At 73.6% G+C, this 13,633-nt stretch carries 11 protein-coding genes; 1 reads left to right on the plus strand and 10 read right to left on the minus strand.

Annotated elements, in window-relative coordinates:
- Positions 1-46 precede the first annotated feature (46 nt).
- The 7 genes from ACI79D_RS23765 to ACI79D_RS23795 all read right to left on the minus strand — a co-directional run bounded on the left by ACI79D_RS23765 (position 47) and on the right by ACI79D_RS23795 (position 8,840).
- On the minus strand, positions 47-1,651 hold the full coding sequence (locus tag ACI79D_RS23765) for a methyl-accepting chemotaxis protein (protein WP_456920997.1): 1,605 nt from the start codon (positions 1,649-1,651) through the stop codon (positions 47-49).
- A 560-nt stretch (positions 1,652-2,211) separates the two neighbouring features.
- The gene (gene otsB, locus ACI79D_RS23770; protein WP_456920998.1) at positions 2,212-2,964 is read right to left on the minus strand and encodes a trehalose-phosphatase; all 753 of its coding nucleotides are present in this window, start codon (positions 2,962-2,964) and stop codon (positions 2,212-2,214) included.
- Between the two features lie 20 nt (positions 2,965-2,984).
- Complete coding sequence (locus ACI79D_RS23775; RefSeq protein WP_456920999.1) at positions 2,985-4,400, minus strand: alpha,alpha-trehalose-phosphate synthase (UDP-forming); 1,416 nt, start codon at positions 4,398-4,400, stop codon at positions 2,985-2,987.
- A 51-nt stretch (positions 4,401-4,451) separates the two neighbouring features.
- On the minus strand, positions 4,452-4,805 hold the full coding sequence (locus ACI79D_RS23780) for a fluoride efflux transporter FluC (RefSeq protein ID WP_456921000.1): 354 nt from the start codon (positions 4,803-4,805) through the stop codon (positions 4,452-4,454).
- A complete protein-coding gene (crcB, locus tag ACI79D_RS23785) occupies positions 4,802-5,212 on the minus strand; it encodes a fluoride efflux transporter CrcB (protein ID WP_456921001.1) in 411 nt (136 codons plus the stop codon). Before crcB ends, ACI79D_RS23780 begins: the two co-directional genes overlap by 4 nt.
- A gap of 83 nt (positions 5,213-5,295) precedes the next feature.
- Entirely contained in the window at positions 5,296-7,053 is a 1,758-nt protein-coding gene (ngg, locus tag ACI79D_RS23790) for an N-acetylglutaminylglutamine synthetase (protein ID WP_456921002.1), read from the minus strand.
- Complete coding sequence (locus ACI79D_RS23795; RefSeq protein WP_456921003.1) at positions 7,050-8,840, minus strand: N-acetylglutaminylglutamine amidotransferase; 1,791 nt, start codon at positions 8,838-8,840, stop codon at positions 7,050-7,052. Before ACI79D_RS23795 ends, ngg begins: the two co-directional genes overlap by 4 nt.
- Before the next feature lie 287 nt (positions 8,841-9,127).
- On the opposite strand from ACI79D_RS23795, the gene ACI79D_RS23800 reads away from it, so the two are divergent.
- Positions 9,128-10,798 (plus strand): alpha/beta hydrolase, encoded by a 1,671-nt coding sequence (locus ACI79D_RS23800; protein WP_456921004.1) that lies wholly within the window; start codon positions 9,128-9,130, stop codon positions 10,796-10,798.
- A gap of 31 nt (positions 10,799-10,829) precedes the next feature.
- On the opposite strand, the gene ACI79D_RS23805 is transcribed toward ACI79D_RS23800, so the two are convergent.
- From ACI79D_RS23805 to ACI79D_RS23815, 3 genes are read right to left on the minus strand one after another with little or no spacing between them, the layout of a single operon-like run.
- Positions 10,830-11,588 carry an iron ABC transporter ATP-binding protein gene (locus tag ACI79D_RS23805; protein WP_456921005.1) on the minus strand — a complete coding sequence of 253 codons (759 nt, stop codon included), beginning with the start codon at positions 11,586-11,588 and terminating at the stop codon, positions 10,830-10,832.
- Positions 11,585-12,601 carry an iron chelate uptake ABC transporter family permease subunit gene (locus tag ACI79D_RS23810; RefSeq protein WP_456921006.1) on the minus strand — a complete coding sequence of 339 codons (1,017 nt, stop codon included), beginning with the start codon at positions 12,599-12,601 and terminating at the stop codon, positions 11,585-11,587. Before ACI79D_RS23810 ends, ACI79D_RS23805 begins: the two co-directional genes overlap by 4 nt.
- Positions 12,591-13,610 carry an ABC transporter permease gene (locus tag ACI79D_RS23815; protein ID WP_456921007.1) on the minus strand — a complete coding sequence of 340 codons (1,020 nt, stop codon included), beginning with the start codon at positions 13,608-13,610 and terminating at the stop codon, positions 12,591-12,593. Before ACI79D_RS23815 ends, ACI79D_RS23810 begins: the two co-directional genes overlap by 11 nt.
- Positions 13,611-13,633: the final 23 nt, after the last annotated feature.

Genomic DNA, 13,633 nt, shown 5'->3' on the forward strand with positions numbered 1-13,633 from the left:
GCCCGGTCCGTGCCGCGGGGGAAGACGCGGCACGGACCGGGGTGGTTCAGTAGGTGAAGCGGGCGACGCTGCTGCGCAGGTCGGCCGCCATCCGGGAGAGCTCGTCGACCGCGGTGCGGGTCTGGGTGAGCGCCTGGGTGGTGGAGTCGGCCGCCGTGGAGACCCCGGTGATGTTCTCCGCGATCTGCCCCGACCCCTGCGCCGCCTCCTGCACCGAGCGGGACATCTCGTTGGTGGTCGCGGTCTGCTCCTCCACCGCCGAGGCGATGGTGGTCTGCCGGTCGGAGATCTGCGCGACGATCTGCGAGATCTCCCCGATCGCGGCCACCGCCGCCGTGGTGTCGCCCTGGATGGCCTGCACCCGCTTGGCGATGTCCTCGGTCGCCTTGGCGGTCTCCTGGGCCAGCTCCTTGACCTCGTTGGCCACCACCGCGAAGCCCTTGCCGGCCTCCCCGGCCCGCGCCGCCTCGATGGTCGCGTTCAGGGCCAGCAGGTTGGTCTGCTCGGCGATGCTGGTGATGACCTTGACGACGTTGCCGATCTCGGCCGAGGACTCGCCCAGCTTGGCCACCGTCGCCGTGGTCGTCTCCGCCGCGGTCACCGCCCGCGCGGCCACGTCGGAGGCCTCCGCGGCGTTGGTCGCGATCTCCCGGATCGAGGCGCCCATCTGCTCGGCGCCGGCCGCCACCGTCTGCACGTTCCGGGACACCTCCTCCGCCGCGCCGGCCACGACACCGGACTGCGCCGAGGTCTCCTCCGCCGACGCCGAGATCTGCGCCGAGGACGCGCTCAGCTCCTCCGAGGACGCCGCCACCGCGTCCGCCGAGGCGGCCACCGACGCCAGCACGTCGCGCATCGAGTCGACCGCCTCGTCCAGGGCGGTGCCGGCGCGGCCCACCTCGTCCCGCGTGCGCAGGCCGGTCGAGCGGGTCAGGTCGCCGCGGGCGAGGGCCTCGGCCGAGTCCTGCATCCGGCGCAGGCCGAGGGCGAACGAGCGGGCGATGAGGAAGCCGACGCCCAGCGCCGCCACGAGGCCCACGACCAGGACCGCGAGCAGCGTCGTGCGGGTGCTCTCGTAGCTGTCCTGCGCGGCCACCGCATCGGCCTCCGCATCGGCCGCCGTGCGGGCGGTGAGTGCCTCGAGGTCGGCCACCATCTCCTCGGTCAGCGGGGTGATCGTGTCCTTGCGGAGGGCGTTGAACTGCTCCATCTGGCCGGCCGCGACGAAGGCGTCCATCTGCAGCCCGTAGTCGAAGTACTGGTCCAGGTCGGCGATGAACTCGTCGACCGCCGCCGCCTCGTCCGCGGTGATGTTCGGCAGCTGCTTGTACGCCTCGGCTGCCTCCCCCAGGTCGGTGCGGGCCTGCTCACGGAGCTCGGTGTACGTCTGCTTGAGCTCGGGGGTGTTCGCGTAGGAGCGGCTGGTGCTGGCGAACCGGATGTTCATCAGCTGGAAGCGCATGTCCTCGGCCAGTTGGACGCCGACGACGTTCCGGGCGTGCATGTACTCGGTGCGGTCGGCCGAGCTGCCCAGGGAGTTCAGGCCGAGGACGCCGACGACCAGGGCGGCCACGGCGGCGACGGCGACGGCGGCCAGGACCTTGGTGCGGACACCGAGGTCCCCCCACCAGGCGCGACGGGAGGAGGGCACCGGTCGTGCGGCGGGGGAGGGGGTGGAGCGGGGGGGCATGGCGGTCCTCGGAGGGCGTGGAAGCGGTGGCACTGCACCCCACCCGCCATTCCAGGAATGGCGGTGCCGGTTGGACTCGTGGTGTGCGGCGTCATGGTGTGGCTTTCCGCACGACGCTGTCCCACATCCACCAGGCGTGTCGCACCGATTCCGCCAGAAAGGTCGGCGAGCGCATTTCTCCGGCACCTTTGTCGACATGTTGCACACGTGGCTGCCGACCATTCCCGGGCGGACGGCGGCGCATCCTCGCCCCGGCGGTCCTCAGCGGCCGGACCTGACCACCCGCGGCGGGCCGGCGCACCACGGCGAGCGGCACGGGGAGCGGGCCGAGGGTGCACGAGGACCTCCTGCGGACTTCCCGGGTCGGGGCAACCGGTGACAGGAGCCATCATTGGAATGGCTCCAGGTGTGACGAGGGTCCCACGACGCGCCTTGACCGGATCGTTTCCGAAATGGCGGTCACCGGTCTCCGGGGAGACGTCATGTCGACCGCGGTCGCGCCATTTCCGCGGAACTGCGGATCAGGTGAGGAGCTCGCCCAGTTCGTCGAGGAACGGCACCACCGCGGCGGGGCCCTCGAGCCGGAACCGGGCTGCGGTCTCGCCGTCCCCGACCTTCACCGACACGTCGCCGGCGGAGAGGGCGCGGAAGGCGTCCTCGTCGGTGCGGTCGTCGCCGAGGTACAGGGCTCCGGCGACCCCGAGCTCGTCCCGCAGCCGCCGGAGGGCCCGCCCCTTGTCGGCGTCGGTGACGGCGAGCTCGAGCACCTCCTTGCCGGGCTTCTTCGTCAGTGACGGATCAGCGGCGGCATCGGCCTGGGAGAGCAGCTGGGCCGCCGCGGCGCGGTCCGCCACCTGCCGCACGTGCACCGCCACGCTGGCCGGCTTGACCTCCAGCCGGGCACCCGGGACGGCGGCCACGAGGGGGGCCAGCCGCTCGGCGAGGGCGTCCCGCCGTCCGGCCAGCTCGCCGGTGAGCGGGCCGTCGAACTCCGCGCCGTGGCTGCCCACCCAGCGGTAGGGACCGGCCAGCCCGCTGACCGCCTGCAGATCGGCGACCCCGCGCCCGCTGACCAGCGCGACGACGACACCGGGCCGGGCGGCCACACGGGCCAGCGCCTCGGCGATTCCGGGGGAGGGGACCGCGGCCGACGGGTCGCCCACCAGCGGGGCCAGCACGCCGTCGTAGTCGCTGGCGACCAGCACCGGCCGCCGTCCGGCGAGCTGCCGGAGCGCGGCGGTCAGGTCCGCGGGGACGGCGCCCGTGCTCGTCATGGCCGACCTCGCACGATCGGTCACCGGGCGCTGCTGAGCGCGTCGAAGAACGAGGTGGCCCAGTGCTCGAGGTCGTTCTTCGCCAGGTGACGGCGCATGGCCCGCATCCGCTTGGCGAGCTCGGCCGGCTCGGCGCGCAGGGCCCGCACCAACTGGTTCTTGACGCCGGCGATGTCGTGCGGGTTGACCAGGAAGGCCTGCTTGAGCTCGGCGGCGGCGCCGGCGAACTCCGACAGCACCAGGGCGCCGCCGAGGTCGGTACGGGCCGCGACGTACTCCTTGGCGACCAGGTTCATCCCGTCCCGGTACGGGGTGACCAGCATGACGTCGGCGGCGCGGTAGAGGGCGGCCAGCTCCTCGCGGGGCACCGACTGGTTGATGTAGTGGACGGCCGGGCCACCGAGGCTGCCGAAGACGCCGTTGATGTGCCCGACCTGCTGCTCGATCGTCTCGCGCATGTGCACGTAGTGCTCGACGCGCTCCCGGCTCGGCGTGGCCACCTGCACCATCACCGTGTGCGGGGCCTCCAGGGCGCCGTCCTCGAGCAGCTCCTGGAAGGCGTTCAACCGGACGACGATGCCCTTGGTGTAGTCCAGCCGGTCCACCCCGAGGATGATCTTGTCGGGGTTGCCGAGCTCGGCACGGATCTCCGCGGCCCGCTTCACGACGTCGGGGGAGTCCGCCAGCTGCTCGAAGCCCTTGACGTCGATGGAGATCGGGAACGCGCGGGCGGTCACCGTCCGGCCGTCGTACTCGATGGTCTGCCCGCGGGCGGGCAGGTCGTGCAGCCGCCGGGCCAGCTGGACGAAGTTCGTCGCCGCGTTGGGGCGCTGGAACCCGACGAGGTCGGCGCCGAGCAGGCCCTCGACGATCGCCGACCGCCAGGGCAGCTGGGTGAACAGCTCGTAGGGCGGGAACGGGATGTGCAGGAAGAAGCCGATGGTCAGGTCGGGTCGCCGCTGCCGGAGCATCGCCGGCACCAGCTGCAGCTGGTAGTCGTGCACCCACACGATCGCGCCCTCGGCGGCCACCTCCGCGGCGCGGTCGGTGAACCGCTTGTTGACCTGGACGTAGGTGTCCCACCAGGTGCGGTGGTACTCGGGCTTCTCGACCACGTCGTGGTACAGCGGCCACAGCGAGGCGTTGGACATGCCCTCGTAGTAGCGGTCGACCTCCTCCTCGGAGAGCTCGACCGGGATGAGCGACATGCCCCCGGACTCGAACGGCTCCGGGGCCTCGCCGGCCGACCCCGACCAGCCCACCCACGCGCCGCCGCGGCCGGCGACGAACGGCTCCAGGGCGGTCACCAGACCGCCGGGGCTGCGCTGCCAGCGCGTCGTCCCGTCCGGGTCGGTCACCTGGTCGACCGGTAGCCGGTTGGCCACCACGACGACGGGGCTGTCCGCCCGCTCGTTGCCTGCCGATGTCCCAGCCATACCGCCTCCGACCCTACTGACCGCGGGGCCCGGCGGCAGCCGCGGCCCTCGTCACCGCACCAGCAGGTAGGCGCCGGCGGCCACTCCCAGCCCCAGCACGACGGTGCCGCCCGCGTAGGCCAGCGCGCGGGCCAGCGCCCGCTCCTCCACCAGCCGGACGACGTCGTTGCCGTACGTCGAGAAGGTCGTCAGCGTGCCGCAGAAGCCGGTGCCGACGAGGGCGACGACGGCGGGGGAGACCGATCGCAGCCCGAGCACGACGCCGAGCACGGCGCTGCCGACGACGTTGACCGTGAGGGTCCCCAGCACGCTGCCCCGGCCGCGCCGGGCGACCGCGAGCCGCTCCGCGAACAGCCGCAACGGCGCACCCACGAGGGCACCGGCGGCTACCAGCAGCGCCGTCACGCGATCTCCTCCTCGGCCGCGACCTCCGCGCCCACGGACACCGGCTGCGGGGCCAGCGCGCGGCCGAGCACCACCCCGGCGGCCGCGGCGAGCACCCCGCCGAGCACGGACACCGCCACGTAGGCGACGGCGGTCGTCCACGCGCCCACGTCGGCCAGCTCGACGGTCTCCACGGCGAAGGTGGAGAACGTCGTGTACCCGCCGAGGACGCCGGTGCCGAGGAACGGCCGCAGCCACGGGTGGCCGTGGTACCGGGCGAACAGCGCCCCCAGCAGCACGCCGAGCACCAGGCACCCGGTGAGGTTGACCAGCGTCGTCGCCCATGGCCAGGCACCCGGGCGGTGGGGGAGGAGCTCGGCCACCCCCCAGCGCGCCAGTGCCCCCAGCACACCGCCGAGCGCGGCCATCAGATAAGGGGCCCCGGCCCCCGCACCCCTCGCAGGCTCGGGGCGAGCCTCTGGCCGGGGCCGGGAGCTGCCGGGGCCCTCGTTCACCGGCGGCGGGTCTCCGGGAAGAGCAGGTCGACGAAGCGCTCGACCGTGGGCTGCGGCTCGTGGTTGGCCAACCCGGGGCGCTCGTTGGCCTCGATGAACACGTGCTCGGGGCCCTCGACGTCGGGCACCAGGAAGTCCAGCCCCGTCACCGGGATGCCGATCGCCCGGCTGGCCCGCACCGCGGCCTGCGCGATCGCCGGGTTCAGCCGGTCGGTGACGTCCTCGATGGTGCCGCCGGTGTGCAGGTTCGCCGTCCGCCGGACGCGGATCCGCTCACCCGACGGCGGGACGTCGTCCATCGCGTAGCCGGACTCGGCGACCACCTCGGCGGTGGTGTCGTCCAGCGGTATCCGCGACTCCCCGCCGGTGGCCCGCTCGCGGCGGCGGCTGGTCGACTCCACCAGCCGGGTCACCGGGCTGCGGCCGTCGCCCACCACCTCGGCCGGACGGCGGACGGCGGCGGCCACCACCTCGTGGTCGATGACCACCACGCGCAGGTCGTCGCCCTCGACCAGTTCCTCGACGAGCACGTCGGGGCAGAACTGCAGCGCGAGGCCGACCGCCCGCTCGAGCGCCTCGGGGGAGCTCACCCCGACGGTGATGCCGCGCCCCTGCTCCCCGCGGGCGGGCTTGACGACGACCTCCCCGCACTCCCCGAGCAGCCGGCGGGCGTCGTCGAGGTCGCCGTCGGCGGCCCGGACGCCGCGGGGCACCCGCACACCGGCGCGCTCCACGATCCGGCGGGTGACCCGCTTGTCGTCGCAGCGGCTCATGGCCACCGCAGTGGTGAACTCCGACAGCGACTCCCGGGTGAGCACCGTCCGGCCGCCGAGGGCCAGCCGCATCTCGCCCCACTCGGGGTCGGTGACCTCCACCCGCACCCCGCGCTCGAGCGCCTCCTCGGCGATGATCCGGGCGTAGGGGTTGAGCTCCTCCAGGCCCGGCGGGCGGGAGGCGAACAGCGGGGTGTTGATCGGGTTCTTCCGCTTGACGCACAGCGCGGGCACCCGCTGGAACCCGAGCTTGCGGTAGAGCGCGATCGCCCCCGCGTTGTCGTGCATGACCGAGAGGTCGAGGTAGGCCCGGCCGCGGCCGACGTAGCGCTCGGCGAGCACCCGCACCAGCGCCTCCCCGGTGCCGGGCGGGGCGTCCTGGGCGTGCACGGCCAGGCACCACAGGCTCGTGCCGCCCTCGGGGTCGTCGAAGGCGAGCACGTGGTCGACGCCGGTGACCGTGCCGACGATCGCGCCGGTCCGGCGGTCCTCGGCGACCAGGTAGGTGAACGTGCGGGTCCGGTGGTTGGCCCACATCGTCTCCGCGTCGCCGGTGACCATGCCGTTGCGGGCGTAGATCCCGTTGATCGCCTCCATCTCCGCCAGCGCGGTCACCGTGCGCACGAAGACGCCGCGGATGAGCTCGGAGCGCGGCCGGTAGCGGTGCAGGTCCAGCCGGTAGGTGTAGCTCGGGTCGACGAACAGCTCGTCGGGGGCCAGGCCGACGAGCACGTGCGGGTCGCGCGCGTAGATGCAGATGTCGCGGCGGCCGCTCTCCTCGGCGCGCAGGGCGTCGACGATGCCGCGCAGGTCCGCGAAGGTCTGGCCGAAGACCAGCCGCCCCCAGCCCATGTCGAGGACGACGTCGGTACCCATGCCCTGGCGCTGGTGCTCCGAGGGCTGCTGCCAGGACCGGCTGGTGAACGAGGGGGTGTCGGTCACCGCCGTCCGGCGCCGGTGGCCGGCGACTCGAGGACTCACCCGGCGCCCACCCCGTGCGTCTGCAGCCAGAGCTCGAGCAGGCCCAGCTGCCACAGCTTGTTGCCCCGCAGCGGCGTGAGCTCGCCGTTCGGGTCCGACAGCAGCGCGCGCACGTACTCCGGGCGGAACAGGCCGCGCTCGCGGGCCGCCTCGCCGGTGAGCGCGTCGCGCACCAGGTCGAGGACCTTGCCCTCGAGGTGGGTGATCGCCGGCACCGGGAAGTAGCCCTTGGGGCGGTCGATGACCTCCGGCGGGATGATCCGCCGGCCGATCGCCTTGAGCACGCCCTTGCCGCCGTCGGCGAGCTTCAGCTCCGGCGGGCACATCGCGGCCAGCTCGACCAGGTCGTGGTCGAGGAAGGGCACCCGGGCCTCCAGGCCCCATGCCATGGACATGTTGTCGACCCGCTTGACCGGGTCGTCGACGAGCATCACCTCGCTGTCCAGCCGCAGCGCGGCGTCCACCGCCGTCTGCGCGCCGGCCATCGACATGTGCCGGCGGACGAACTCCAGGCTGGGGTCGCCGTCCACCGTGTAGCGGTCGGTCACCAGGCGGGCCATGTCGGCGGCGCCGCGGTCGAAGAACGCGGCGGCGTACCGCTCGACGGCCTCCTCGCGGTCGACGTCGGCCAGCGGCGGGTACCAGTGGTAGCCGGCGAAGACCTCGTCGGCGCCCTGGCCGGACTGCACCACCCGGATGGACTGGCTGACCCGCTCGGAGAGCAGGTCGAAGGCGACGACGTCGTGGCTGACCATCGGCTCGGCCATCGCGCCGATCGCGTGCCCGAGCGCGGCGGCGAGCTCGTCGGAGGCCACCCGGATGCGGTGGTGGTCGGTGGCGAACCGCTCGGCGATGACGTCGGAGTACTGGAACTCGTCGCCCTCGCGGCCGCCCACCGCCTCGAAGCCGATGGAGTAGGTGGCCAGCCCGGTCTGCCCCTCCTCGGCGAGCAGGCCGACGATCAGGCTGGAGTCCAGCCCGCCCGACAGCAGCACGCCGACCGGGATGTCGGCGACCAGCCGCCGGCGGACGGCGACCCGCAGCGCCTCCTCGATGGCGTCCTCCCAGTCGCGGGCGGACCAGGAGGCGTGCTCGGGGCGGCGCTCGTAGGTCGCGTTCCAGTAGCGCTCCTCGCGGGCGGTGCCGTCGGCCTCGACCACCCGCACGGTGGCCGGCGGGAGCTTGCGGACCCCGTTGAGGATCGTCCGCGGCGCCGGCACGACGGCGTGCCAGGTCAGGTAGTGGTGCAGGGCGACCGGGTCGATGGAGGTGTCGACGTCCCCGGCCCGGAGCAGCGCCGGCAGCGACGAGGCGAACCGCAGCCGGCCCGGGGCCTCGGCCAGGTAAAGGGGCTTGATGCCCAGCCGGTCGCGGGCGAGCACGACCCGGCCGGTGTCCCGCTCGTGGATGACGAACACGAACATGCCGTGCAGGTGCGAGACGACGTCGGTGCCCCAGTGGTGGTAGCCCTTGAGGATCACCTCGGTGTCGCTGGTGGAGAAGAAGCGGTAGCCGTGCCCCTCGAGCTCGGCGCGCAGCTCCTTGTAGTCGTAGATGCACCCGTTGAAGACCGCGGTCAGGCCCAGCTCGCTGTCCACCATCGGCTGGGAGCCGTGCGGGGACAGGTCGATGACCGACAGCCGGCGGTGCCCGAAGGCCACCCGCCCGTTGCTCCACATCCCCTGCCCGTCCGGGCCGCGGGGGACGAGGGCGTCCACCATCCGCGCCACGGCGGTGGTGTCGGCCAGGGAGCCGTCGAACCGGATCTCGCCGGAGAGGCCGCACATGCCGTCGATCCAACCCCACGTGTCCGGGCCCCGCGACGGGGCGGGGAGAACGTCACACCGACGCAACACGACCGGTTCCACGTGGAACAGCCGGCTCCGCCGGGGACCTGCGGGTGCCCGCACCGGAACGGTCCGGTGACCCCGCGTGGTCGGCGCCCGCGGAGCCCTTCCGCGGCCGGTCGCCCTCCCGGCACAGTGCTCCCCGGAGGGCCGGACGCGGCCGGAGGAGGCCCGGGCGGCCCGAGTTCCGAGCCGGTGCCGGGGCCGGTCCGGACGCGGAGGTGCCCATGTCCATCGCCGTTCCCGCCCCCCTCCGGCGCCGTGCCGCGGCCGCCGCCTGCGCGGTCGCCACGTGCGCCGCCCTGCTCGCGGTGCCGCTCGGCGGCGTCGCGGCCGCCGCCCCGGAGACGCCCGCCACCGCGGAACCCGGCGAGCCGCCACCGGGCGGCGTGCCGGGCGTGCCGGTGCCGTCGATCGTCTGGGCCGACGCGGGGGAGGGCTTCCAACAGGCCGACATCGACGTCCCCTACGACTACGCCGACCCGACCGGCCCGACGTTCCGCCTGCACGCGGTCCGGCTGCCCGCCACCGACCCGGCGAACCGGATCGGCGCGTTGTTCGTCAACTTCGGGGGTCCGGGCGCCGGCGCGGCGGCGACCGTGCGGGCGGCGGGCCCGCTCCTGGTGCCACCGGAGGTGCTCGCGCGCTACGACCTGGTCGGCGTCGACCCGCGCGGCACCGGCGAGAGCCGGCCGGTGCGCTGCACGGGCAGCACCGCGGAGCAGGCCGCCCTGCCCTACGCCACGCTCGCCGACTTCCCCACCGACCGGGTCCAGGAGGAGCAGGCGATCGCGCAGGTGCGCGCGTTCGCCGAGGAGTGCCGGGCGCGCAACGGCGACCTGCTCGACCACGTCGGCACCCTGCAGTTCGCCCGCGACCTCGACGTGCTGCGCGCGGCGATGGGCGACGCGCGGATCAACCTCTACGGCCTGTCCTACGGCAGCTTCCTGGGCCAGGTGGTCGCGAACACCTTCCCCACGCGCACCGGCGCCCTGGTGCTCGACGGCGTGGTGGACCCCGGCTGGGCGGTCGGTCCGCCCGACTCCGTCAGTTGGGTCCGCGAGGGCGCGGCCGCGGGCAGCACCGAGACCCTGGACCGGTTCTTCGAGCTGTGCGCGCAGGCCGGGCCGCCGCTGTGCGCCTTCGCCGCCGACGGCGCTCCGGCCCAGAAGTACGCCGAGCTCGCCGCCCGGCTGCGGGCCGAGCCGCTGCCGGTCCCGGTGCCCGACCAGCCGCCGCTGCCGCTGACCTACTCGGCGGTGGTCGGGTTGACCGTGGCCCTGCTCTACGACGGGGGCACGTGGCCGGACCTCGGCCGGCTGCTCCAGGCGGCCTACAGCGGGGACGGCGCCGCGGTCGCCGACGTCCTGGGGACCCTGCCCCAGCCGACCCCGCAGGGCTACGACAACTACCCCGACGCGAACGCCGCCATCACCTGCGCCGACACCGACAACCCGGTCGACCCCCACCGCTACGGCGAGGTCGCGCGCGAGCTGGACGCCACGACCGATCCCTACGTCGGCTCCCGCTGGGCCTACCTCGGACTGGTCTGCGCACCGTGGTCCGGCCGCTCGACCGAGCGGCACACCGGCCCCTGGGACAGCTGGACCCGCAACCCGGTGCTCGTCATCGGCACGCGATACGACCCCGCCACCCCCTACCGCAACGCGGTGGCGGTGCACGACCTGCTGCCGAACAGCACCCTGCTGACCGTGGACGGCGTCGGGCACACCTCGCTCGGCAGGAGCGCTTGCGCCGCCTCGCTCACCACGCAGTACCTGCTCACCGGCGCGACCCCGCCGGCGGGGACGGTCTGCGCGGCCGACCACGGCGCGTTCGAACCGGTGCCGGTGCCGGCCGTCGCCGCCGCCGTCCGGCCGGGCGTGGCGCCGTGGTGAGCCGACGGGCCCACGCCGGCCGGCCCGACGGTCAGCCGTAGTACAGGGCGACCGGCCGGCCGTCGATCTCCCGGACGTCGACGGTCGTGTCGTACACGGCCGCCAGCACCTCGGGGCGCATGACCTCACGCGCCGGTGCGTCCGCCACGACCCGGCCGTCGCGCATGGCGACGATCCGGTCGGACCAGGTCGCGGCGAAGTTGATGTCGTGCAGCACGACGACGACCCGCTTGCCGAGGTCGTCGGCCATCGTGCGGACCAGCCGCATGATCTCGGTCATGTGCCGCAGGTCGAGGTTGTTGAGCGGCTCGTCAAGGAGGACGTACTTCGTGTCCTGGGCGAGCACCATCGCGATGAAGGCCCGCTGGCGCTGACCCCCCGAGAGCTCGTCGAGGAACCGGTTCCGGTAGGGGTCCAGGCCGAGGTAGTCGATCGCGCCCTCGATGTGCGCGCGGTCCTCCACGGTGAGCCGCCCCCGGGAGTGCGGGAAGCGACCGAACTCGACGAGGTCGTGCACGGTCAGCCGCGCGGCGACGTGGTTGTCCTGGCGCAGCACCGCGAGGGTCCTCGCCAGCTGCTTCGACGGCGTCCGCGCGACGTCCATCCCGTCCACCGTGACCCGGCCGGCATCGGGCTGGAGGAGGCGGCCGACGAGGCCGAACAGGGTGGACTTGCCGGCGCCGTTGGGGCCGATGAGCGCCGTCACGCCTTCCCCGCCGAAGCCGATCGAGACGTCGTCGACCACCGGGTGGCCGTCGTAGCGCTTGGTCGCGCCCTCGAGCGCGATCATCGCGCCCCCTTTCGCAGGACGAGGTAGAGGAAGAACAGGCCGCCGGCGAAGTCGATGACCGTGGAGAGGGTGCCGCCGAGGTCGAGCACCCGCTCGAGGACCAGCTGCCCGCCCAGCAGGCAGACCACGCCGATGAGCACCGCGGTGGGCACCGTCCACACGTGGCGGAAGGACCCCGCGTAGGAGTAGGCGAGGTTGGCGACGATCAGGCCGAGGAACAGGATCGGCCCCACCAGCGCGGTCGACGCGGCGATCATGACCGAGACGATCGTGAAGAGGGTCATCACCACGCGCCGGTGGTCGACCCCCAGGCCCACGGCTGTCGGCTCGCCCAGCGTCAGCACGTCCAGGGTGCGCAGCAGCGGCACGACCGCGGCACAGCCGAGGACGACGAGGACGCCGGTGAGCAGCAGCAGCGTCTCGTCGGGCCGGGTGAGCGAGGCGAACATCGCGTCGGAGAGCACCTGGAAGTCCAGCGGGTCGAGCATCCGCTGCATCCACTCGGTGAAGGCGCGGAAGAACGTGCCCAGCACGATGCCGACCAGCAGCATGAGGTGGATCGACCGTCGCTTGCCGCCGAACAGCGAGGTGAACAGCACGACGCTGAAGGCCACCATGACGACGACCTGGACCAGCCACAGGGTGAGCGGGTCGACCGCCAGGAACGAGGCCGATCCGGCGGTGAACACCAGAACGGTCGAGATCAGCACGTAGAACGCGTCGAACCCCATGATCGAGGGGGTGAGGATGCGGTTCTGCGTGATGGTGTGGAAGACCACCGTGGAGACCCCGACCGCGGCCGCCACGACCAGCATGGCGAGCACCGTGAGGCTGCGGATCTCCAGCGCGAAGGCGAGGGAGCCGGGGACGTCGGTGAGGCAGTAGACGGCGGCCAGGCCCACGACGGCGGCGCCGAGCGCGGCCAGGCGCACCCCGGGCCGGGCCCAGCGCGCCCGGATCCCGGGGCGCTCGGTGCGGGGGAGGGACGTCGTCCCGGGCACGTCAGTGAGCACGGCTCCGCCTCCGCAGGAGCAGCCACAGGAACAGCGCCGCGCCGATGATGCCGACGATGACCGACAGCGGGATCTCGTAGGGGAAGCGCACGACCCGCGCGAGGATGTCGCAGCCGAGGACGAACACCGCCCCCAGCCCGGCCACCCAGGGGATCGAGCGGCGCACGTTGTCGCCGATGAGGAGGCTGACGACGTTCGGGACGACGAGCCCCAGGAAGGGGATGAGCCCGGCCGTGACCAGCACCGCCGCCGTGATCACCGAGACGACCACCATGCCGACGGCCACCCACCGGCGGTGGTCGAGCCCCAAGTTGGTGGCGAACTCCTCGCCGAGGCCGATGACGCTGAAGCGGTCGGCGGCCAGCCAGGCGACCCCGACCATGGCTGCTGCGAGCCACACGAACTCGTAGCGCCCCTGCATGATGCTGGCGAAGCTGCCCTGCGACCACTGCCCGAGGGACTGCAGGAGGTCCAGGCGGTAGGCGAAGAAGGTCGTGACGGCACCCACGACACCGCCGAGCATGATGCCGACGAGCGGGACGAGCACGAGCTGGCGCACCGGCACGACCCTGACCACCTGGAGGAACAGCCAGGTGCCGACGAGCCCGAAGACGGCGGCCACGGCCATCTTCCCGATGACGGCCAGGCCCGGGGCGAACACCGTCGTGACGAGCACGCCGAGCATGGCGAACTCACTGACGCCGGTGGTGCCGGGCTCCACGAACTTGTTGCGGACCAGCATCTGCATGATCAGGCCGGCGATGCCCAGGGAGGCGCCGACGAGGACCACGGCGACGGTGCGCGGGATCCGGCTGACCACGAGCAGGAAGGCGGCGTTGCTCTCCGGCCCGCCGGCCAGGACCGAGACCGGGGAGACGTCGGAGACGCCGACGAACAGGCTCGCGAGGGCGAGCACCGCGAGCAGGACGCCGACGAGCACCCCCACCCAGGCGCGGCGGGGGCGCGCGCGGGCGGGGGTGCTCGTGGCGGGAGGAGCGAGCGCCGTCACGGACGACGGGGGAGGCGCTCGGC

Source organism: Geodermatophilus sp. SYSU D00708 (genome assembly GCF_054050115.1).